Source organism: Nocardia sp. NPDC005978 (assembly GCF_040614455.1).
Lineage (GTDB): Bacteria > Actinomycetota > Actinomycetes > Mycobacteriales > Mycobacteriaceae > Nocardia.
The window spans coordinates 1-22,300 of the sequence record NZ_JBEXUS010000028.1; the positions used below are offsets into that span (position 1 = coordinate 1).

13 protein-coding genes are annotated in these 22,300 nt (G+C 71.1%); 3 read left to right on the forward strand and 10 right to left on the reverse strand.

Translation table 11 applies throughout. The features are described 5' to 3' along the window. Positions 1-72: 72 nt before the first annotated feature. A complete protein-coding gene (locus tag ABZ319_RS15270; protein ID WP_354987014.1) occupies positions 73-612 on the reverse strand; it encodes a carboxymuconolactone decarboxylase family protein in 540 nt (179 codons plus the stop codon). Positions 613-682: 70 nt separating this feature from the next. Continuing rightward, positions 683-1,270, reverse strand: a complete 588-nt coding sequence (locus tag ABZ319_RS15275) for a peroxiredoxin (protein ID WP_354987015.1) — start codon at positions 1,268-1,270, stop codon at positions 683-685. 111 nt (positions 1,271-1,381) lie between these two features. Between ABZ319_RS15275 and ABZ319_RS15280 the strand changes: the two genes are divergently transcribed. From ABZ319_RS15280 to ABZ319_RS15290, 3 genes are all read left to right on the forward strand, one after another. Then, complete coding sequence (locus tag ABZ319_RS15280) at positions 1,382-2,290, forward strand: LysR substrate-binding domain-containing protein (protein ID WP_354987016.1); 909 nt, start codon at positions 1,382-1,384, stop codon at positions 2,288-2,290. A 113-nt stretch (positions 2,291-2,403) separates the two neighbouring features. Continuing rightward, positions 2,404-3,180 carry an MBL fold metallo-hydrolase gene (locus ABZ319_RS15285; protein ID WP_354987017.1) on the forward strand — a complete coding sequence of 259 codons (777 nt, stop codon included), beginning with the start codon at positions 2,404-2,406 and terminating at the stop codon, positions 3,178-3,180. Continuing rightward, on the forward strand, positions 3,177-3,644 hold the full coding sequence (locus ABZ319_RS15290; RefSeq protein WP_354987018.1) for a gamma-glutamylcyclotransferase family protein: 468 nt from the start codon (positions 3,177-3,179) through the stop codon (positions 3,642-3,644). Before ABZ319_RS15285 ends, ABZ319_RS15290 begins: the two co-directional genes overlap by 4 nt. A 243-nt stretch (positions 3,645-3,887) precedes the next feature. Here the strand turns inward: ABZ319_RS15290 and ABZ319_RS15295 are convergent, their stop codons facing one another. From ABZ319_RS15295 to ABZ319_RS15330, 8 genes are all read right to left on the reverse strand, one after another. Then, positions 3,888-5,897: a hypothetical protein gene (locus ABZ319_RS15295; protein WP_354987019.1), complete on the reverse strand. Its 2,010-nt coding sequence runs from the start codon at positions 5,895-5,897 to the stop codon at positions 3,888-3,890. Further along, positions 5,894-7,018 carry a VWA domain-containing protein gene (locus tag ABZ319_RS15300; protein ID WP_354987020.1) on the reverse strand — a complete coding sequence of 375 codons (1,125 nt, stop codon included), beginning with the start codon at positions 7,016-7,018 and terminating at the stop codon, positions 5,894-5,896. Before ABZ319_RS15300 ends, ABZ319_RS15295 begins: the two co-directional genes overlap by 4 nt. Continuing rightward, on the reverse strand, positions 7,015-9,648 hold the full coding sequence (locus tag ABZ319_RS15305) for a DUF5682 family protein (protein WP_354987021.1): 2,634 nt from the start codon (positions 9,646-9,648) through the stop codon (positions 7,015-7,017). Before ABZ319_RS15305 ends, ABZ319_RS15300 begins: the two co-directional genes overlap by 4 nt. A gap of 4 nt (positions 9,649-9,652) precedes the next feature. Continuing rightward, positions 9,653-10,696 carry an AAA family ATPase gene (locus ABZ319_RS15310; protein ID WP_354987079.1) on the reverse strand — a complete coding sequence of 348 codons (1,044 nt, stop codon included), beginning with the start codon at positions 10,694-10,696 and terminating at the stop codon, positions 9,653-9,655. A 35-nt stretch (positions 10,697-10,731) separates the two neighbouring features. Further along, entirely contained in the window at positions 10,732-14,043 is a 3,312-nt protein-coding gene (locus tag ABZ319_RS15315; RefSeq protein WP_354987022.1) for a DUF4132 domain-containing protein, read from the reverse strand. A 113-nt stretch (positions 14,044-14,156) separates the two neighbouring features. Further along, the gene (locus ABZ319_RS15320) at positions 14,157-15,416 is read right to left on the reverse strand and encodes a hypothetical protein (RefSeq protein ID WP_354987023.1); all 1,260 of its coding nucleotides are present in this window, start codon (positions 15,414-15,416) and stop codon (positions 14,157-14,159) included. 11 nt (positions 15,417-15,427) lie between these two features. Then, on the reverse strand, positions 15,428-18,754 hold the full coding sequence (locus ABZ319_RS15325; RefSeq protein ID WP_354987024.1) for a DUF4132 domain-containing protein: 3,327 nt from the start codon (positions 18,752-18,754) through the stop codon (positions 15,428-15,430). Between the two features lie 144 nt (positions 18,755-18,898). After that, a complete protein-coding gene (locus ABZ319_RS15330; RefSeq protein ID WP_354987025.1) occupies positions 18,899-22,297 on the reverse strand; it encodes a DUF4132 domain-containing protein in 3,399 nt (1,132 codons plus the stop codon). Between the last annotated feature and the right edge of the window lie 3 nt (positions 22,298-22,300).

Below are 22,300 nucleotides of genomic sequence, written 5' to 3' on the forward strand. Positions count from 1 at the left end.
CACCCGTGGGTGCGCGGCCCCTGCTCGGGAACCCGAACTACCGCTCCCGAATCACGTCCGTGCGGTCTGGAATCAGACCGCGGCCGAGGCCAGCGCCTCGGTGGTGGCGACGGCCTGGCCGACGCCGGCCACGATGGCGGCCACGCGCAGCGATTCGAAGATCACCTCACGGGACACGCCCTCCTCGCGCAGGGTGTGCTCGTGCGCTTCGAGGCAGTGCGCGCAGCCGTTGATCGAGGACACCGCGAACGACCACAGCTCGAAATCGGCCTTGTCCACACCGGGCGAACCGATGATCTGCATACGCAGGCCCGCGCGCAGATCGTCGTAACGCCCGCCCAGGAACGCCTTACCCCGGTAGAACACATTGTTCATGCCCATGATCGAGGCGGCGCCCAATGCGGCGTTGTACGCCTCGGCCGACAGGGTGTCGGCGGCTTCCTCGGCGATCTCCCGCAGCGTGGTGGCCGAACGGGTGGCGGCCGCCGACGCGAGCAGGGTGCCCCACAACTGCTGCTCGTTGAGCACGGTGGTGCGGGCGATCGAGGAGAGGTTGAGCTTGAGGTCCTTGGCGTACTCGGGGAGGGAGTTCTTGAGGTTCTCGATGGTCACAGCGCGAAATCCTTTGGGTCGTGGACTACTTGGGCGATCGGTGCCGCAGTGCGATGGAAATGCGGGTCGATCAGACCGAAGCGGTCATGAGCTCGCCGGCCTGGATGGTCGGGTCGCCCTTCTTCCAGTTGCAGGCGCAGAGCTCGTCGGACTGCAGGGCGTCGAGCACCCGCAGCACCTCGTCGACATTGCGGCCGACCGAGCCCGCGGTCACGGACACGAACTGGATCTCGTTGTTCGGGTCGATGATGAAAGTGGCGCGATCGGCGACGCCGTCGGCGTTGAGAACACCGGTGGCGGCGGCCAGTTCACGCTTGAGGTCGCTCAGCATGGGGAACGGGAGGGTCTTGAGATCCTCGTGCTGCGCGCGCCACTGGAAGTGCACGAACTCGTTGTCGACCGAGGCGCCCAGCACCTGTGCGTCGCGATCGGCGAACTCCTCGTTCAGCTTGCCGAAGGCGGCGATCTCGGTCGGGCACACGAAGGTGAAGTCCTTCGGCCAGAAGAAGACGATGCGCCACTTGCCGGCGTAGTCGTCGCTCGAGATCTGGGTGAAGTAGTCGTCGGGCTGCTGAGCGTTCACCTTCGTCAGGTCACCGCCGATGACAGCCTTGAGGTTGTAGGCGGGGAACTGGTCGCCGATGGTCAGCAGGGCCATGCTTGCTCCTCTATGTATGTAGTCGAATCGATCGTGTCGTGACTGTTGCGAACGATCTTGCCTCGACCTGGGTAAAAGGTAAAGGTGATCGGTCGCACTATACTGATAGGCGTGACTGATCAAACTTATCAGCCGACCCTGTCGCAGCTGCGTGCGTTCGTAGCGATCGCCGAGTATCGCCACTTCGGTACCGCCGCGGCTCGGCTGGGAGTGAGCCAGCCCACGTTATCCCAGGCCCTCGCATCGCTGGAAAACGGACTGGGATTGCAGCTGATCGAACGCAGTACCCGGCGCGTACTGGTCACCCCGGCGGGCAAAAGACTGCTGGCACAGGCGATGGCGACCCTCGAGGCCGCGGATCGATTCGTGGCTTCGGCGGCGGGTTCCGGGCTCGGCGGCACCCTGCGGCTGGGCATCATTCCGACGGTTGCCCCGTATGTGCTGCCGACGCTGTTGCCCGAGCTGCGCAGGCAGCTGCCCACGCTCGTCCCGCACATCATCGAGGATCAGACCGGGCGGCTGCTGGACGGCCTGCGCTCCGGGGTGCTGGACGTGGCGCTGCTCGCGCTGCCGACCGACGCGTCCGGTCTGGTCGAGATTCCGCTCTACGCGGAGGAATTCGTGCTCGTGGTGCCGCGCGGGCACGAATTCGCCGGGCGCGCGGATCTGCGGCCCGCCGATCTGGACGCACTGCCGCTGCTGCTGCTCGACGAGGGGCACTGCCTGCGCGATCAGACCCTGGACCTGTGCCGGTCCAACGACGCGCATCCGGGTGCGGTGGGTGACACCCGGGCCGCCTCGCTGGCGACGGTGGTGCAGTGCGTGGCCGGCGATCTCGGCGTCTCGCTGATTCCGGAGATGGCGGTCGCGGCCGAAACCTCGCGCGGCACTTTGGATATCGCGCGCTTCGCCGCGCCCGCGCCGGGGCGGACCCTGGGGCTGGCCTATCGTTCGTCCACCGCGCGCGGGGAGGATTACGAGCGGCTCGCGGAGATCATTCGCAGTCACCGGCCGCACTGACCTCGGTTGAGGTGTGATCGTGCGCACCCCGGCGGCGGGTTCCGGGGTGCGTGAGCAGGCGCTGTTGGGGGTTCCAATTGACCGGTTCGGTGCCTTCTGGTTCGCTCGAGCCCATGCGGATCCACCATCTGAACTGCGGCACCATGGGGTTCGGGCTCGTCGATCACTGTTTGCTGATCGAGACCCGGAACGAACTCGTCCTGGTCGACACCGGATACGGTCTCGATTGCGTGCGGGATCCGGGGCGCATGGTGGGCATTTCGCGATTCGCGTTGGGCGCCAAACTGGCCGAGGCCGAGACCGCGGTCCGGCAGATTCAGCGGCTCGGCTACGACCCGCGCGATGTGCGGCACATCCTGCTCACGCATCTGGATCTCGATCACTCCGGCGGCCTGGCCGATTTCCCGGAGGCGACCGTGCACGTGCACGGCCCCGAGTTCCGGGCCGCCATGGCGCTGCCCACCCTGTCCGAGCGGCTGCGCTACCGCGCGCCGCAGTGGGCGCACGGACCCAAGTGGATGGTGAACGAGGTCGAGGGCGGCGAGGACTGGTTCGGATTCGGCACGGTGCGCGATCTGCCCGGCCTGCCCCCGGAGATCCTGGCCGTGCCGCTGATCGGCCACACCCGCGGGCACGTCGGCTACGCCATCGACTCGGGCCGGGGCTGGCTGCTGCACGCCGGTGATTCGTTCATGGTGGAGAGTTCGATCGATCCGGAGCAGCCGCACACGCCGTGGCAGGTCAAGCTGTACGAGACCGGGTCGCTGGTGCGCGGGGCCTATCGGGAGAATCAGAGCAGGCTGCGCGAGCTGCGGCGCGCGCAGGGCCACCAGCTGACCGTGATCAACTCGCACGATCCGGCGATCTTCGCGCGGCTGGCCGGGCGATGAGTTCGGCCGGGCGCTGGGCGCGCCGCCGGCACCCCGCCGCAAGCGAACCGCTGTTCGTCTACGGGACGCTGCAATTTCCGGCGGTGCTGCACGAATTGCTCGGCCGCACACCGGGGTTGGAGGCCGCGACCGCGTCCGGCCGCCGGGTGGCGGCGCTGCCGGAGCGGGTGTACCCGGGCCTGGTGCCCGCGCCCGCCGCCGTCGCCCCCGGCTTCCTCCTGCACGGCCTGACCCCGCCCGAATGGCGGGTACTGGACGCGTTCGAGGACGACGAGTACGACCTGCGCCCCATCCCGGTACACGCGGGCGACCGCGAGACCTACGCCTGGACCTACGTGTGGACCGCCGCCGTCGCTGAAAAAGACTGGTCCGCAACGGAGTTCAGGGCCGCCCGCCTGCCGTCGTACGTCGAGATGTGCGCCGCTTGGCGTCGCGATCTGGCCCTGCTGACCGAAACAGCTTGACCGCTACCGGATCTCTGTAACGAAGCCGATGGTTCGCCGTGATCGACGCTCCGGGTTCCCGCCCGCGGCCGCGTCCCCGCTGCCGCAGGCGCCCGCGATCGACTATGGGCCGATGATCCTCGGGTGCCGGGTTCACCTACGACTACTCCGGTAACGCGCGGCGAAGCGCGCCCGCCCGCGGCGGAGCGGGTTCCGCCCCTCGACCCTGTCGTCGGAGGACGGGTACCTCGCTGTCCGTGGGGGTCAGAGTTGGTCGGCGGTTAGCAGGAGGCGGAGGTGGGTTGTCGCCCAGGTGTCGAGGGGGGTGGGAGGGGTTGGGGCGGAGAGGGATTCGTGGAGGGTCGTCAGGGTGGCGGCAGCGGTGGGGAGGCCGAGGCGGCGCAGGGTCGCGGCGGACTCGGCGGCGCGGGTGAACCAGCTGGGGGGTAGGTGGCGGGCGCCGCGGTGGGGGACCTCCGCCGTCAGGGCGAGGGCGGCGGTCACGGCGGCGGTGAGGGGGGAGTGATCGTCGGGGTGGGTGGTCGGGGGGAGTGCTGTGTCGGCCGTCGCGAAGCAGGGTACGTGCACCGTGTCGCCCGCGACCACCGCGGTCGGATCCAGGACCAGGCGGCCGTGTACGCGCCGCAGGGCGCCCGCGACGTAGCGGACCGGGCCTGATTCGCCCGCCAGCAGGTGCGCGAGGGCATCCACCGCGCCCGGGGCGACGCCGGAATGGGCGTGGGAGAGGGTCACCGTCCCGGCGGGAGCGTGCAGGGTGGCCTCGAGGCGCTGGTCGCCGGGCAGGTAGTGCACGGCGGTGACGTCGGTGACGACCACGGCGCGAACGGATTCCCCGTGTACCCGGGGGCGGATGAGGGCGGGAGGAAGGGCGGCGAGGCGGTCCGACTCGGCGTCCAGGTCGGTGAGCAGCAGTTCGGGCGGCAGCGTGGACCAGTCGCCGGCGGAGGGCAGCACCGAGGTGCGGGCCACGCGGCTGTTCGCCAGGCGCACACTGCGATTGGCCGAGCGCACCGCGGATTCGGTGACCACGTTGCCCGCGGCGAGGTCGCGGAGCCGGGCCGCGCCGGTGCGGCGGTTGCCCAGGCTCGCGGCGCTCGGCGGCTCCGCGCCCTCGGCGTTCGTGGTGTCGTGCCGCAGCGCCAGGACCAGCCGGGCATCGTGATGCGCGAGATAGATTTCCACGCCGCGGGATTCGTCGTTGCCGGTGATGCGCGCGCCCAGGCCGGTGAGCCGCAGGTGCCGCAGCGGGGTCTGCGCGGCCTCCTCGGTGCCCAGGGCGGTGACCGCCGACCGGGACGCGGCGCGGTGCCGGGCCACGAGTTCGGTCATGAGGGCGGCGGTGTGCAGCGGATCGTGGCGAGCGCTGCGGTCACGGTAGGCGGCGAGCTGATCGAGGAGATCGGTGAGCGCGTCGTGCGGCCAGCGGGCGCCGGCCTGATCCAGGGTGCGCTGGGCGGCCCCGAAGACCGCGGGCAACGCCGGACCGGCATGGGCGACACCGTCGTTGAGCAGATCGGTGAGTGGATCGCGCACACTCGCGGCGGCGGCGACCGCGCCCGAACCATCGGCCGACGCGCCGACCGAGACCTCCAGCCTGCTCGCTCGCGCATCCGCAGCGTCGGCGGTCCGGAAGGCCCAGACCGCCAGCGCGATGGCGTCGGTGCGTGCCCCGCGGGCGGCGTCGGCCCGGGCATACCCGAGATCGCCGGGGACCAGGAAACGCACTGTCACCGCGGACAATTCGACGGAGGCGACCGGGTCGGAGGCGGTGGCCCGGCATACGGTCGCCCGGTACCCGGCCCGATGTGCGCGGCGCGCGGCGGTGAAGGCACGCGTGCCGAGCAGCTCCTTCAGTTGGTCGTCGGTGAACTCGCCGGGTGACCAGGGCGGCTGTGCCGCAGCGGTTTCGTGATCGAGCTCCCTCGTCGATGACCGCTCCGGGCCGGCATCCGGGTCGTCCGCCGTCGCGGCGGCCGGGGAGCCGTCGCGGTAGGCCAGCACCGCCATGACGCGATGACGGCACACCGAGGTCGCACCGCAGCCGCACGGCGCGGCTTCCAGGGTCGCCCCCGGCGGCAGTGTGGTCTCGGTCCCGTCGGCGAACCGGACCCGGACCGTGCCGTCCGCGTCCTCGGTGAGTGCCGGTGGCGCGGAGGCGTTCTCCTTCAGCGCGCGTTTGAAGATGCCGCGGTTGGCGAGCGAGATGAGCGAATCGTCGGTGAGAGCGAGCAGGTCGGCGCGCATCCGGGTCATCCGATCTTCTCGGCGATGAAGTTCGCCAGTTCGCCGGGCGTCATCGCGCCCATGTGCACGCCGACGTCGGCCAGTCGCTGGCCGGTGTGACGGTCGTAGTCCGGATCCGCGTCCTCGTTCAGCGCGGCCAGCCCGAGCACGTGCACCCCCTCGGCGACCATGTTCGCGGCGGTGCGCACGAGAAACGTCGCGTCCCCGCCCTCGTAGAAATCGCTGATGAGCGCGACGATCGTGCGCCGGGGCTGTTCGATCAACTGCGCGCCGTAGGCGAGGGCGCGGCCGATGTTCGTGCCGCCGCCCAGTTGCACGCGCATGAGCAGTTCGACGGGGTCCTCCACGTCGCGGGTGAGATCGACGACGTCGGTGTCGAAGGCGATCAGGTGCGTTTTGATACCGGGCAGGTTCCACAGGCACGCCGCCGTCACCGCGGAGTGGATCACCGAATTCACCATGGAGCCGGACTGATCCACCAGCAGAATCACCTGCCAGGTGTCCATGTTCCTGCGGGTTCGCGCCCGGAAATGCGCGGTCTCGACGTAGAGCTTGTTCTCCTCGGGCCGATAGTGGGCGAGGTTGGCACGCACCGTCTTCGGGAAGTCGAAGTCGGCCGCGCGGGGTATCCGGCTGGGCCGGCGCGATCGGGTTCCGGTGAAGCACACCCGGACCTCGGTGGCCATGCGCTCCATGAGGTCGCGCACCACCTGCTCGACGATGCGCCGCGCGATGCGCAGCACCTCGGGATTCATCAGGTGTTTGGTGCGCAGCACCGCGCCGAGCAGTTCGGCATTGGGCTCGAGGCGCTCGAGCACGCCCGGATCGGTCAGCACCTCGTGTAATCCGAAGCGCTGCACGGCATCGCGTTCGAGGCGTTCGATGGTGCTCTTGGGGAACAGGCGATGGATGTCGTCGAGCCAGTCCACCGCGTGCACGATGGAGGGCCCATCGCCGCCGGTGCGTCGGATGTCGCGGCGGTCCAGGTCGCCGTCGCGTTCGTACAGCCAGTCCAGGGCGGCGTCGCGCCGGCCGCCGGCGTCGCTCATGGCCGCGCCGCCCGTGACCGTGGATCCGGGCGTCCCGAGAATCAGCCGCCAGCGTTCCAGGGCCGGATCGAGTTCGGTCATGCGGGGGTCTCGAGTTCTGTTCCGGGGGAGAGGGATTCGAGAGCGGTCGGCGGATCCAGCAGGCCGTGTTCGGCGAGCATCCGGTCCACTCGAAGTTCGACCGCGCGGGCGTGCGCCAGGGTGTCGGCGTCGGCGGCCAGGCGCAGCAGCGCGGACACGTCGGTGGTCAGCCCGCGCATGCCGAGCAGACGTTCACCGATCCGGGCGCGTTCGCGCGGCGGGAACCAGGCGAAGGCGACGCGCAGCGCGGGCAGCGCCGCCAGGAAGTCCTCGTCGCCGAAGCCGGCGACCAATTCGTCGAGCACCGCGAGCAGCGGTTCCCCCGAGCCGGTCGAATCATCCCGTGCCGCGTCGAGAAGCTGTTCGCGAGCCAGGGCGAACAGGCCGGCGAGAAAGTCGCCGAGCAGCTCGGGCGTGCCCGCCAGGCGCACCGAGTGCGCGACGTCGATCCCGGCTGCCGGGTCGAGTACCGCGACCGCGCCGACGGCCGCACCGCGCAGCGCGGGTGGCCGGTCCGCGGCCGTGCAGCGCTGGAACACCCCCGCCAGATCCGCGCGTTCGACGCTCAGCACCGGTGCGGCGTGCAGGGCCGCGTCGCGCACGGCGGCGAGGGCATCGAGCAGTTGGTCGTCGGCGGGCGCGGGCCCGCCGCGGATGCCCTCGATCAGCCACAGCAGGCGCAGCACGGCCGCGTCGATGAGCACGGCCAGCGTCGGCGACTGCGCGGCGCCGAATATCCGGTCGTAGCGCCACAATCCGAGGGTGACGGCCAGCAGCTTGCCGAGACCGGTGGGCGCTCCAGCGGCATCGACGAGCGTGCGCACCTGGGTGACGATGCGCCCGGACAGCTCCGAGAGCCCGCTCAGGGTGGCGTCGAACAGCACGTCCGCGAGTTCGCCGGTGTCGGAACCGGCGGCGGCGAAGCGCTCACCCAGCCGGGCGGCGGCGGCTTCGGCGCAGGTAGCCCCGAGCGATCCGGCTTCGATCAGGGCGGGCAGCCGCATCTCGGTGCGGGACAGCAGCCAGACTTCGGTGAGTTCGGGGGCACGGCCCAGGGCGGGTCCGCCGCGCCGGGCGACGCCGGGAATCCCCAGGACCCGCAGGCGATGCAGCACGCGACTGGCATCGACGCCGCCGCCGGTGGTCAGGTCGAGTTCGTGGCGGCCCTCGTCGGGAATGCCGCAGCGCCGCAGTTCGCCGGCCGCGTCGTGCACCAGCGGGGGATGCGGGGTGCTCGCGTGCAGGCGGCCGACGGTGTCGCCCGAGAGCGCCGCGACCATCTCCAGCACGACGGGTTCGGTGCCGACCGGCAATTGCCCGCGCCCGGTCCACGGCAGGGGTTGCTCCAGGGCCTCGGTGATCAGGGTTCCGGCGAGCCCGTCGAGAACATCGGTGCGCGAGGGCGATTCGTGCCCGCGCAGCCGGCTCAGGCCCACGGTCAGCGTGCGCGCCCCGATCAGCGACGCGGTGGATACGGCCTGCCCGCGCTCGCGCAGCCGCCGCACGACCGCCCGGGTGATCCCCTCGGCGGCGGCCTCGGCCCCCACCTCCCACAGCTGCTGGTAGTAGGCGGGCGACGGCATCCCGGACTGATACCCGGTGAAGGCGTCCAGTCGCCGGAAGCTGAACGGCACCAGGTAGCTGCCGCCGGCTCCCGTGGCCGGGGCCGCGGGCACGACCGGCCACCCCGGGGACCCGAGCGCGGCGGTGCCCTCGGTGGCGTCGGACCGGATCGTCCCGGCGGTCGCTGGATCACCTCCGTCCGGCTCGAATGTCGTTGGTTCCATGACGGACTCGGGCCCGTTCCCCGATCGCGCCTGATCGTGATCGACTTTCGCGCGGACAGGCAGCGGGGCCCGGCCCGGCTCGGAACCCGAGGCCGCGGCGGAGTGCTCGCCATCGCTGCCGTCTCGACCGATGCCGGCCGCGGACCGGCGCCGCAGGTGCCGCACCAACGCCGGGCGGTGGAATCCGCCGGTGATCACGACGATATGTGCCGGGCCGGAACCGGTTTCGCGTCCTTCGAGATCGGCCACGGCCGCGTCCAGCCAGGTCGCCATGTAGCGCTCGCGGGTGAGATCGCCGTCGGAGGCGTCATCGTCACCGCGGACCAGTTCGAAGTAGGCGGCGAGGCGGTCGGCCAGCGTGGCGGGATCGCCGAGCTCGAACAGGTGGTCCCAGAGCGCGTCGATGTTGTCGACCGCGAACTCCCGGCACAGGCGTTCCACGGCATGCTCGTAGCGGCGTTCGGCGTCGGCGTAGCGGTTCTCGGTGCCCGCGAAGGCGCGATGCCAGGCGGGCAGATCGATGAACCGGACCTGCGCGCCCGCGTCGCGGCCCGCGCGCAGACCCACCCATTCGGGGGAGTAGTCGCACAGCGGGGCCCACGACATGTGCCGGTGCTCGTCGTCGCGATAGCTGGTGAACACCGCGATCGGCAGGTCGTGCCCGAGCAGCAGTTCGTCGAGCCGGTCGTTCATGTCGGCCGGTCCCTCGATGAGCACGTGCGCGGGCCGCAACTCGCGAATGGTGTCGCGCACCAGCCGTGCACAGGCCGGGCTGTGGTGGCGCACACCGATGAAGGTGACCGCCACCGTGCCCGCCGCCGTAGCGATCGATTCAGCGTGCACGGTGTCAGCCCGGCAGCTGGAATCGAGCGTCGTGCAGGGCTTTCCAGGCCCGTCCCGATTTGCGCGGGGCCTGCTGCTCCAGATAGCGGCGCAGCCGGGCGAGATCGTCCGGATCGTCCTTGGCGGCGGTGCCCGCCAGGCAGTGCACGATATCCGCGCCGTCGCCGGCTTCGCCCCGCAGATACCATCCGCGCAGCCCGACCGCGTGCGCGACCGATACCGCCTCGGCGGTGCTCATGACCGAGGACATGCGATCCAGCGGCGTCCCCGACGCGGTGGCCCCGGTGCGCAATTCGCGGAACGCGGTGACCAGCACCTCGAGTACGTCCCGGGGCGGGGCCTGCGGGACGCCCGAGCGCCGCAGCAGCGCGGCCGCCTCCGCTTCCACCAGAGCCAGTTCGGCGCCGAAATCGCTGATGGGGAAGACGGTTTCGAAATTGAACCGGCGCTTGAGCGCGGCGCTCATGTCGTTGACGCCGCGGTCGCGGGTGTTCGCGGTGGCGATGACGTTGAAACCCTCGGTGGCGTAGACCATCTCACCGAGCTCGGGCACCGCCAGCACCCGATCGGACAGCAGCGAGAGAATGGAGTCCTGCACCTCGAGGGGGCAGCGGGTGATCTCCTCGAAGCGCACGATCTTGCCGTCCCGCATGCCGCGCATCATGGGCGCGGGCACGATGGATCGCTCCGACGGTCCTTCCGACACCAGCAGGGCGTAGTTCCAGCCGTACCGGATCTGATCCTCGGTGGTGGCCGCTCCGCCCTGGATGGTCAGCGTGGAATCACCGGAGATCGCGCAGGACAGCAATTCGGACAGCAGTGATTTGGCGGTGCCGGGTTCGCCGGTGAGCAGCAATCCGCGGGTGGTCGCCAGGCTCACCAGCGCGCGATCGACCAGCGAGGCGTCCCCGACGAACTTGTTGGCGATCCCGAGCGCGGGATCGCCGACGATGAAGCGCTTGGCCGCGTCCACGCTCAGCGCCCAGCCGGGCGGGCGCGGTGCGGTGTCGCTCTCGCGCAGACGCGCCAGGTCCGCGGCCCAGCGCATTTCGGCGGGCGGGCGCTGGAGGTGTTCGGTCGTGGTCACTGGGCTCCTGCTTTCAGCCACGCGAGATCGCGCAGTACTTCCGAGGCGGTGACCTCGTCGAGGTCGGCGAAGGTGATGTCCCCGCGGTGGTGGTGCGAACGGCACAGCCGGGCGGTGAGGTGCTGGGTGGGATTCGCGCGCGGATCCCAGGCCATGAGACCCGGATCGGCCGACACCGACAGGAAGCGGCCGCCGGGCAGCGGCTTCTCGAAGTCGCACATGTGTGCGCCGTCGGTGTTCTTGGGCGGCAGCCAGCCGCGCGCGGTCAGGCCCAGCAGGCGGGTACTGTCCACCGCCGTGCCGTCGTCGGGGATGCGGTGGTCGCCGAGCAGCTCGGGCGGAACCGAGTAGATGTCCCGGCCGAGCTGCGCGAAGGGTTGCAGCAGTTCGTAATCGGCGAACAGTTCACTCCAGGCCGGGACGGCGTCGGCGAACTGCAGCGGGTGCGCGATGCCGAGTTCGGCGTCCTCGGCCAGCGGTAGTGTCCGATCGTCCTGGTCCGCGCAGGTGCGGTCCTCGGCGATGCGGAAGGTGGACACCAGCTTCTCGCCCTCGTACACGCCCCACACCAGCCGCCGGGTGATGTGCCGGCGCCACGGGTGCGCGACGAAGCCGGTGCGAAATTCCTCGACGGTGAAGCGCCGCTGCTCGACCATGGCGCGTTCGAGCCGTTTGATCTGATCGGCGGCCATCGTTCGCACGGTGAGCTTCATGGCGCGGAAGGTGCTGTGCGCCTGCGCGGCCCGGGCCGAATCGTCCTTCGCACCCGGCTTGGGCAGGGCCTTGACGGTGGCGCCGTCGAGGTTCGCCACGGTGGGCTGCAGCCGCTCGTCGAATCCGACGATGAACTGCCTGGGACCGAAATCCAGTGTCAGCGTGCCGTTCTCGTCGAGTCCGAGGTCCGGCACGAGGCGATCGGCGAGCTGATCGGGGGTGAGTCCGCGCCGGTCGGCGATGTCGGTGATGCGCGCCTGCGCGCCCTCGCGCACCCGATGCGTCTTGACCTTGTCGCCGATGGTCTTCAACGCCAGCAGGGCGGCATCACTGCCGAGGGTGACGAAGGCGTCCAGCGCGCTCACCGAGCGCGGGTCCGACCGCCGCTCCCGGATATCGGCCAGCAGCAGGGCGACGGTGTCGTCGTCCCCGAGCGCGCCGAGCGCCTCGTAGATCCAGGTGAATTTGGTGGGACCGCCCGCCCGCCACCACTGCTGGTACAGCTCCCAGCCGAAGTCGGCCAGCGAACGGGTATCGCAGTACGGTCTTATCGTGTCCAAACCCACGTAGGGTTCGCCGGGCAGGGCGAGCTGCAGCATGGTGATGACGTGCTCGGCGGCCGCCGCCGGCAGCGGTAGGCCGTTGGCGCGCAGCGTGATCGGCGGCAGCGCGGCGGGATTCACCCAGGGCGGGATCGCGGGCAGCCGGGCAGGCAGGTCCGCGGCGGGATCCAGGGCCAGCACGGCCTCGACCGCGGCCACCGCGGGTGGTCCGTATTCCGCTGCGGCCGTACGGATCTCGGTCAGATGGCCGAGTTCGGCCAGTGTGCGCAGGGTACGGCCGTGCACCCGGCGTTCCTTGACGCTTTTGCCGACCGCTCCCGGAATCAGCACGCGCGCGGCGTAGCCGGCGTGCCGTCGCAGATACCGCACACCCGTCGCGCGCAGCGTGCGCCGCTGGAGCCACTGTGCCACCAGGGCCACCACCTCGGGGCTTTCGAACGCCATGATGATGTCGGGGACCTCGCGACTGAACGCGCGGGCGGCGGACAGCGCCAGCGGGTACGCCTCGGTCTCGTGGGCGGCGATGATCGCGCGTAACGGATCGGCGCGGTCCCACACGTACTGCAGCGTTGCTCCCGGCAGGAGTGGACGGGTGAATTCCGGCCCCGCGTACAGCATTTCGAGAAGGTCGGTGGGGGTGAGGGCGCGCGTGCCCATGTTCGCCCGCAGATCGGGACGGGGCTTGTAGTTCGACAGGTCGGCCCCCGCCAGCCACCGCGCACGTTCCTCCGGCAGCCAGGCACAGCGGACCTCGAGCGGACCGGTGAGAGCGAGCGCCGCCGGTTTGGGGCGCTTGCGCAGCCACGGCGGCGTCCGCAGGATCTCCGGTAGCGCGTCGTCGTCGACGGGCGCGGCCGGTTCCAGTGCGGCGCGTACCAATTCGGCGGTGGCGGGGGACAGGTGCGGGAGGTGGTCGCGGGCCAGTTCGGGCCGATCGTGCACCAATTCCCGGAGGGTGTCGGCGTCGCGCTCCGGGTCGAGCAGGCGCAGCGCGCGGCGGGGGAAGCGTTCGGTGGCGTGGCGCAGCGCGGTGAGCGCCACCGGTATCCCGGTGCGCGCGATCAGTTCCTCGAACGCCGCGTCCGTCGGGATGACCGCCAGCACGTCGGCGATCGGGGCCTGCATCTTGCGTTCCCTGACCGTGTAGTGGTCGATCCAGGAGGCCAGCAGCGGCGCGATGTCGAATCCGAACGAGTTGACCAGTGTGATCGCCTGTTTCGCGGTATCCAACGCGACCCCGGGCTCGGGACTGTAACCGCTGTGCACACGGCCGAGCGCGATCAGGTGTTCCGGTTCGGCGGCGGCGTCGACCAGTACGCTCGCGTGCCCGTGGTCGCGTGCATCCGCGGCGCGAGCGACGGCGGCGGACACCCAGTCCCGCTGCCACGGCAGCAGTACGGCGGCGATGACGGCGCGGCGACCCAGGATATCGTCCGCCCGATACCGCTCCATGACCTCGACGGTGGCGTTCAGCGCCGGGTCGCCGGGCGCGAACTCCGCGAGCCGATTGCGAACCGGTCCGAGAATGCGCCGCAGATCGTCGGCGGCGTCGTCCCGGTGCCAGCCGATCTCCTTCCACCACAGTGGATGAGAGCCCGCGAGCAGCACCGCCTCCACGATGAACTCGATGCCTCGCTCGTGGTACCAGTGCTCGAGCAGTCCCAGGGTCTCCGCGTCGGCCTGCGCCCGCTGCTTGCTCGTGGCGCGCCAGCCGAGCTGTGTGATCCGGGAGAGCAGGGCGGCCGCCACGTCGACGGGCACCGCGCCGAGGGGTCCGGGCTCCGCCGGGAGCCCGCGGCCCCCGTCCACGGGGATCTTCGCCTCGATCCACTCCACCGCGGCCGCGTAATACGGTGCACACGACTCCGCTTGCGCGGCGGCCTCTTCCGCCGATATCCCGGGACCCGGGAACTCGATCACCGACCCCGCTCGATACAGCAACCCCCGCCGCTGCACCGCCGTCGGATCGAAAATGTCCTCGGACGCCGCACCGACCTCCCCGACGGTCCGGCGTCGCGATCGTGTAGCCATGAAACCCCGTTTTCCATGATCGTAATTCGGCCCCGACTGTAAACAACCGCACCGACATCGGTGCGGGCCGGTGGAATCACCGACCGGGTGGCGGGCTCGCCGGTGTCGGCGCTTCAGTAGTCGTTCAGGCCGGCCAGTGCGTCCCTCGCCTTGGTGCGCAGACCCTTGAACTTCGACTTCGCGGCGATGGTCTCGAGTTCGCGCAGCGCGACGGCGCTGCCGATCGAGGTCAGGACACCCAGGGCGGTGGCGGCGCGGGCGTTCGCGCCCTCGCCGGGCCAGACGCGGATGAGCTCGGCGAGACGGCGTGCGACGTCGTCGTCACCCCAGCGGCCGAGGGCGCCGAATACCCAGTTCTGCTGGGCCGGGCATCCGGCCCGTTCCCACTGCTCGAACAGCGCCCAGCCGAAGGCGGCCAGGCTGTCGGGTTCGGCGAGGCCGGTGAGCCGGGTGATGCCCGCGTAGTCGGTGTCCGGGGTGCAGAGGGCGAGCATGGTGCACACGGTGGTCAGCGCGGCGGGCGGCAGCGCGGATCGGTGCTCGCGCAGGATGATCGGCGGCAGCGTGGCGACGGTGAGCCAGGGCGGCGGCGGTGGCATCCGGGCGGGCAGCCGGAGCAGCGGATCGGCGGTCAGTTCCGCGCCGAACGCGGTCTCGAACTCCGGGCCCAGACCGGCCGCGGCGGTGTGAAGTTCGCCGGCGCGGCCCTGAGCGGCGTACGCGCGCAGGATGTTCCAGGAGTTCGCGCGGTTGCGCCCGGGTTTGCCCACCGCCACCGTGATCAGGTCGGCGGCCGCGATCGGCAGATGGCGATCGAACCAGGACACGGCCACCGCCCGGCCGCGTTCGGTGTGGTACTCCTTCGTCATGAAGGTCGTGACCGCCGTTCCGGTCACCGGCAGCAGCACCCCGGCGTTGGATCGCGGGTATTCGATGGCCGCGGCCACCGCGCCGTCCAGGACGTCGTCGCCGAACCGGCCCAGCACCCGCCGCAGCGCTTCGTCCCAGCTGCTGTGGAGGTTCGCGCGCAGCAGGTCCAGATGCGGCGCGACCAGCTCCACCGGAGCCAGCGCGAAGATCTTCACGGTGCCCAGGCGGTGCAGGTAGCCGCGCTCGAGATGCCGCTGCACGGTCGCGGGCCAATCCTTGACCGGGGGCCAGTGGTGCGCGGGCCAATTCGCCCACCGCGCCTGCTCGCCGGGCAGCCAGCGCAGCGCGAGTGGGCGCGGGGCGGCGACACCGGCTGTCACGGCGGGCCGGGCCGCGGCCTCGCTCCGTTCCCACGGCGGGTAGCGCAGCAGGTCGGGAAGGTCGGCGAGTTCGGCGGTCGCGACCGGCCGGTCGGCGGTCACGTCCCCTCGGGCAGGCGGCACAGCGGAAGTCCTCATTCGTCGAAGAGCTGGGTCAGTTCACGCAGGAGTTCGGAGGCGGTGACCGCGTCCAGACCGCCGAAGGAGTAGTCGGTGCGGTCGGCGCTCCACCGGTTCTCCTGGCCGGTGCCGGTGATGAAAACGGTGATCTGCTGCTCGCTCCAGCGCAGCACCTCGGCAACCGAGATCCCCGGATTCAGCGCGAGCACGGCCGCCCGGCCCCCGGGCAGCGGCCGGTGGATCACCACGGCCATGTCGCCGTACTCCGCGTCGCCGCGGATCCAGCCGAAACGTTGCAGCCCCAGTAGTTTCGTGGTGGCGACGGTCCGGCCCTCGAATCGCGTCAGGGTCAGAGCCGGGTTCTCCTCGGGAGCGAGGGTGTAGCTCTTCCGGTGGAGTTGCGGGAATGGTTGCAGCAGTTCGTAATCGGCGAAAACCTCCGACCACGCCGTGATCGTGTCACCGAGATGCAGCGGATGCGCGATGCCGACGCGGGTGTCCGCGGTCAGGGTCACGGGTTCGTCGTGCACATCGGCGAAGCTCAGATCCTCGGCGACCCGGAACGATCCGGTGACGGCGTCGTTCTCGTCGACGGTGATCCACACCAGTCGCCGTGCGAGCTGCGAGATCAGCGGATGCTCGGCGAACAGCGGGCGATGGATGGCGGCCGTCCAGCGCCGGCCGGTCGTCATCGCCCGTTCCAGGCGCCGAAGTTGTTCCTCGGCAGCCGCTTTGGCGTCCTTCTTGAACGCGGTGAACGCCTTGTACGCGAGCGGCGCCAGCTCCGGGTCGTCCTTCGCGCCCGGCTTGGGCAGGCTCTTGCGCGGCGTGCCGTCGCTGTCGTGGATCACCGGGCGCAGCTGTTCGTCCAGGCCGGCGCGGAACGAACGGCTGCCGTAGTCGAGCACGATGCCGCCCCGGGCGTCGAGCCCCAAGCTCGGAACCAGCCGGTCCGCCAGTTCTTCGGAGGTGAGTCCGGCCTCCTCGGCCAGCTCCCGGATCTTCTCCCGCGCCGTGTTCTTGATGGCCTTGAACTTCACCTTCTCGGCGATGCTGTTCAGCTGCATCAGTGCGGCATCGCTGCCGATCGAGACGAGCACATCCAGCCCCGCCACCGCTCGCGCGTGGGCGTTCTCGCCGGGCCACGCGCGAATCAGCGGGGCCAGGTCGCGGGCGGTGTCGTCGTCGCCGAACAGGCCGAGCGCGTGCAGCGCCCAGGTGTGGTCCGGCGGATATCCGGCCAGTCGCCAGGTGTCGAACAGCGCCCGGCCGAAGGCTGCCAGCGAGCGTGGTTGCGCGATCTCCGCGACGATCGCGATCCCGGGATAGTTCTCGCCGGGAGCGCAGAAGCTCAGCATGGTGCACACGGCCGACACGGCGGCGGGTGGCAGGGCACGGCCGCTGTCGCGCAACAGGATCGGCGGCAATCCGCGCGGATCCGCCCACGCCGGAAGTTCGGGCCGCACCGCGGGCAACTGTTCGAGAGGGTCGGCCGACAGCTCCGCTTCGATCGCGGCGGCCGCCTCCGGTCCGAGGCCCACCGCGCCCGCGCACAGTGCCTCTCGATGACCCCGCGCGTTCAGCGTCGACAGGGCCTGGCGGGCGAGCGTCCGGGAGGCGCCCGGGCGGCCCAGCGCGGCGGCCACGAGGTCGGGCGCCGCACGCTCGAGATGGCGTTCGAACCAGGTCAGCGCCACGGCCCGCACGCCCCGGCGCGAGCCGAGCAGGCGGGTCATGAGCGTCGTGACCGCGGTGCCGGTCACCGGTGCGAGCACTTCGGCGCGCGCGGCCGGGGAATTGCGCACCGCGCCCACGATGACCTCGGCGACCTCGTCTCCGTAGCGCCCGAGCAGCCGCTGCATGAGCACGATCCAGTCCCAGAAATAGTCGGCGCGCAGCAGGCCCAGATGCGGTGCGACCAGTTCCTGCGGTGCGGCGGCGAACATCTCGGCCAGGCTGTAGCCCGAGGGGTCCGCCGCGCGCAGCACGGCATCGATCCGCGACTGCCAGCCTTCGCGCGGCTCGTAGACCCGCAGATCGTTGTTCGCCCACTCGGTTTGTTCGCCGGGCAGCCATGCCAGCGTGGGCGCGCGCTCGGTACCGATCCCGCTCAGCACGACCTCCTCGCGCGCGGAGATCTCACGCTCCCAGGGCGGTTCGGTGAACAGGCGCGGCAACTCGTGCGGCGCGGCCTCCGGTATCGGGCGCGACTCCGCCGCGTACTCGGGCGCGAAGACGATCCGCGCCTGCCAGTGGATCAGTTCGTCGAGCAGCGGGGATCGCTCGACCTCCGTGGCGAGAATTCGCCTGGCGCGCAACGGGAATCGGAGCATCGATGTCATCAGCGCACCCCGGATCACCGGGCGCTCGGCCCGCCGGGCCAGCGCGGCGAAGGCGGCGTCGCCGGGCAACTGCGCCAGCAGGGCCGCGAGCATCCGCTGTTGCTCGGCCGGCAGGTAGGGGGCGTCCATGGCCGCGGCCAGATAATCGGCGGCCTCGGGTCCGACATGAACGAGGGCGCTGAACAACTCGGTCCGCCCCGGTATCACCCCGATGTAGCTGTGCCGGGGGAGCAGCGCCAGCTGCGCGGCGGTCGTGGCGGAACAGGCGAGCGGTGACCAGGCCTCGCCGGTGTACCCGGGGCCGCCGGCGCGGCGACCGTCCGCCAAGTCCCGGTCCAGCCAATCCTGCCGAGTGGGAACGAGATACGAGGCCGGGACGCGGACGGACAGGGCGCCGGATTCGGCGCGATGGCGGCCGAGGCGCTCCACCACCGTTCGGTGGTCGGCCTCGGACAGGAGCGCGATGTGTGCCCGCAGCTTCCACATCGCCCGCGTCGGCAGGGCGTCACGGCACGGATCCGTCACCCGGTGCGCACCGAAGCACGGCGTCGGCTCGGTACCGGGGCGTCGCCGCGCGGTGCCCAGCCCCGCCCACAGCACCGCTGCCTCGGCGGCGAGCACGACGCCGTGGTCACTGATCCAGATATCGATCAATTGGGCGGCGCTCATGGGCGACCCGGTGGCGCGGTGCTCGTCCAGAGCGCGCGCCAGGATCCCGGTGACCGCCAGCCCGAGCGCGGTCGCCGACTCCGGGTCGGCGATCACGCCCCGCGCGGCAGCGGCCAGATCGGGCTCCTGCTCCGCCGTCGCCGCCACCGAAGCCGCCATCGACTCGTGCGCGAGCCACCCGCGGTAGCGCCCGATCGCCTTGGTGTCGATCACCGGTGTCTGTACCGGCCCGCGCCCGCGGAACGGGGCGGCCTTCTCCGCCCAGCTCGTCGGCGCGATCCAGGTGTCCTCATCGGTGCGTTCGAGCTCGATCGCCGTGTCCCCGCCCATGTTTCCTCCATCGTCGGCGCGGCTCCCGGGTCCGGGCACGCCGCAGGCCGCGTCCGCCCGGCGCGCGGGCTCGTTCGCGGTCTCCTCGTTCGATCGTGGTGGCTCGGGCACGGCCGAGCCACCACGTGCCACATCCGTCGCGGGTCAGCCGTTGTCGCGGAGCGACAGAATCTCCAGCTCGCGCAGCAGTTCCGAACCAGTCACCGCGTCCAGCGCGGCGAAGGTGGGCGGATTGTCGGTGCGGTTCCAGTAGCCCTCGTCGCCGGTGCGGGTCAGGTGGACGGTGATCTTCTGGGTGTCGAACTCCAGGGCGTCCCCGGCGATGATGCCCGGATCCATGTCGATGACCGCGGAATTACCGTCACCCAGGTCGCGGAACATCTCGCAGGAGACGCCGCCGTCCATGGGTTCGCCACGCTCCCAGCCGAATCGGCCCAGGCCCAGCAGCGTGCCGGTGGGGAGGGAGAGCCCGGTGAAGCGGGCGAGGGTGTCGGCGCCCAGCTCCGCCTCGTCGAAGGCGTAGGTCTCGCGCTGCAACTGCGGGAAGGGTTGCAGGATCTCGTAATCGGCGAACACCTCGGCCCATTCACTCAGGGCCGAGCCCAGGTGCAGGGGATGCGCGAGGGCGACCACGGTGTCGGGGGCGACATCGATGGGCTCGTCCGCCGCGTCGGCGTAGCTGCGATCCTCCGCGACCCGGAACGATCCGTCGACCGCGCCCTCGGCGTCGAGGGTGACCCACACGAGCCGGCGCGAAAGATGCCACAGCAGCGGATGTTCCACGAACAGGCGGCGGTGGTCGGCCGCGGACCAGCGCCGGCCGAGCACCATCGCGCGCTCGAAACGGCGGATCTGATCGGCGGCCGCGGTGCGCACGTCCTTCTTGAGAGCGGCGAAGAGTTTCGCGGCCGCGGGGGCCAGTTCGGGATCGTCCTTCGGGCCCGGCTTGGGCAGGGCCTTGCGGAGGCCGGTGGCCTGCCACGCGCCGTCGTCACCGCGCACCGCGTCCGACACCGTCGGCTTCAACTGCTCGTCGAATCCGACGATGAAACCGCGCGGGCCGAAATCGAGCACCAGCGTGCCGTCGGCGTTCAGCCCGAACTCGGGCACCAGGCGATCGGCGAGCTGTTCCGCTGTCAGGCCCAGACTTTCGGCGACCTCGGCGACCTTTTCCTGCGCCTTGGTCTTGAGGCCCTTGAACTTCACCTTCTCGGCGATGCCGTTGAGCTGCATGAGAGCCACATCGGTGCCGAGCGCGGTGAGCACGTCGAGCCCCGAGACGGCACGGGCATGCGCGGCCTCCCCGGGCCACACCCGAATCAACGCGCCGAGCCTGCGCGCGGTCTCGTCGTCGCCGATCAGACCGAGCGCGTGCAACACCCAGCCGTCCTTGGACGGATAGTCCGCGAGCTTCCAGAGTTCGAAGACGCTCCAGGCGAATTCGGCGAGCGACTCCGGATCCGCGGCCTCGCGAATCTGATCGACACCGGCGTAGTCGCCGTTCGGGCCGCACAGCGCCAGCACCTGGCACACGTCGCGCGCCGAATCCTGCGACAGCACCGCGCCGTTGCGCCGCAGCGCCAACCCGGGCAGCAACTCGGGCGCGAGCCACGTCGGGATCGCCGGAATCTTGGCGGGCAGCCGGTGCAGGGGATCGGTGTCCAGCAGCACGGCCGTGGCGGCCGCGGCGCGGGGATCGAGCAGCGCCGCCGCGGCCTCGATCTCGGCGCGATGACCGCGTTCGGCCAGCCAGCACAGCGTGGCCTCCGCGGCGCGGCGATCCTTGCCCGCCTTGCCCAGGCTCGCCGCGATGAGGGTGGGCAACGCGACGGCGCGGTTGCGGTCGAACCACTGGACCGCGACCGGCCGGGTGCGCTTGCCGTCCAGCCAGCGGGTCATGAGCGCGGTCACCTGCGCGCCGGTCACCGGGGCGAGCAGATGCGCCAGGTTGGTCGGGTTGGACTGCACCGCACGGGTGACGAAGGAGATCGCGTCGTCCTCGAACCGAGCCAGAATGCGGCGCAGGCCGGGCTCGGAGTGCCACATCCGCCCGATCGAGGTCGTTGCCAGATGCGGGCGCACCAACTCGTCCGGCGCACTGGCGAACAACCGCACCACACTCCAGAACGATCCGGAATCGCTCGCGACCGCGCGTGCGATCTCGGCCGCGTAGTTCATCCGCTCGGCGTCGGTGACCCACACCTCCGCCTGCTCCCACTCCGCGCGTTCGCCGGGCAGCCAGGCCAGACCATCGGGCGCCGGCGCGGCGAGGTTCGCCAGGGTGACCTGTTCGGTCTTGGCCAGCGCCTGCGTCCACGGTGTCACCCGCAGCACCTCGGGCAGTTCCCCGGGCGTGGCCCGGGGCCGTTCGTCATCGAGATAGGCTGCGGTCTCCGGCAATTCGGCGGCCAACTCCGGGTGCGCACGAGCGATCGAGCGCAGCACGTGCCGGGCCATACCGGATCTCGCCGCGGCCGGTCCCAGCATGCGCAGGGCCCGGCGCGGATACCGGTGCGCGGCCTCGACCAGGACCGGCGGAACGAAGCGCTGTTCGGCCCGCGCGGCCAGACTCGCGAAAGCCGCGTCGGTGGGGAAACCCGCCAGGATCCGGGCCAGCGCGCGCACCATCTCCCCGTCGAGATCCCGTGCGCGCAGCAGACGCTCGACGGCGGGCGCGGCCTCGGGGCCCAGCCGTACGAGCGCGGCGAAGAGCGAGCTGCGGCCGACGCCGTAGGAGTACTGCGCGGCGTCGAACACCCCGACCAGCTTGTCGAGCTGTTCGGCGTCGTGCACGCTCGCAGTCAGCAGTACGAACCTGCTGTCGTAGGAGACCTGCGCGGGCGCCAGCGCGTCGAGATCGTCGGTTACCCAACGGGTTTCGGTCGGCGCGAGGTACGAGGCGGCGATGCGCGCCGCGAGTCCGCACCCGGCGGCGCGCAGGCCCGCCAGCCGTTCGACGGCCGCGCGGTAGTCGGGTTCGGTGGCGGCGGCCAGATACCGTCGCACGGTCACCAGTTCGTCGGGCGCCGAACTCCGGCCGGGCTCGGCCGGATCGAGGCGGCGCACCAGGTAGTGCCAGCTGCGGGTGGTGGTGTCGTGATCCCAATCCAGGGCAAGTTCCGACTGGCACACCGCGGCCTCGGCCGCGAAGGCGAGCCCGCGCCCGAGCAGCCAGGCGTCGGCGGCGTAGTGCACGCCGCTGACCAGCCGATGCAGTAGCAGCGTGAGTACCGCCGCGCCGAGCGGTGTGCAGGTCGCCGCGTCCCGCAGCGCGTCGCGCCCGGCCACGGCCAGTTCGTCGCCGTAACGCGCAGCCGAACGATCGAGGCAGGCGAGCAGCTCTTTGCGCTGGGAGGCAACGGCGTTCGCGAAGTCGAACACCGCCGGCGGATAGGGCTCGAGGGTGGGGGCCGGACCCAGCCCGCGCACGGGTGCGGCCGCCGCCCACCAGTCGTCGGGAATCTGCCAGAGGTCTTCCCCGGCAGCGGCATCGAGAGTGGAGACATCGGCACCATCGGCGACGGTGCGGGCGGAGTCGAGCATGTT

What these genes read in the sequence shown, in the direction of transcription:
- ABZ319_RS15275 (WP_354987015.1), bottom strand. Translation starts at nt 1,270, where the DNA reads ATGGCCCTGCTGACCATCGGCGACCAGTTCCCCGCCTACAACCTCAAG.
- ABZ319_RS15285 (WP_354987017.1), top strand. Translation starts at nt 2,404, where the DNA reads ATGCGGATCCACCATCTGAACTGCGGCACCATGGGGTTCGGGCTCGTC.
- ABZ319_RS15290 (WP_354987018.1), top strand. Translation starts at nt 3,177, where the DNA reads ATGAGTTCGGCCGGGCGCTGGGCGCGCCGCCGGCACCCCGCCGCAAGC.
- ABZ319_RS15295 (WP_354987019.1), bottom strand. Translation starts at nt 5,897, where the DNA reads ATGACCCGGATGCGCGCCGACCTGCTCGCTCTCACCGACGATTCGCTC.
- ABZ319_RS15300 (WP_354987020.1), bottom strand. Translation starts at nt 7,018, where the DNA reads ATGACCGAACTCGATCCGGCCCTGGAACGCTGGCGGCTGATTCTCGGG.
- ABZ319_RS15310 (WP_354987079.1), bottom strand. Translation starts at nt 10,696, where the DNA reads ATGCGCTGGGCCGCGGACCTGGCGCGTCTGCGCGAGAGCGACACCGCA.
- ABZ319_RS15315 (WP_354987022.1), bottom strand. Translation starts at nt 14,043, where the DNA reads ATGGCTACACGATCGCGACGCCGGACCGTCGGGGAGGTCGGTGCGGCG.
- ABZ319_RS15325 (WP_354987024.1), bottom strand. Translation starts at nt 18,754, where the DNA reads ATGGGCGGGGACACGGCGATCGAGCTCGAACGCACCGATGAGGACACC.
- ABZ319_RS15330 (WP_354987025.1), bottom strand. Translation starts at nt 22,297, where the DNA reads ATGCTCGACTCCGCCCGCACCGTCGCCGATGGTGCCGATGTCTCCACT.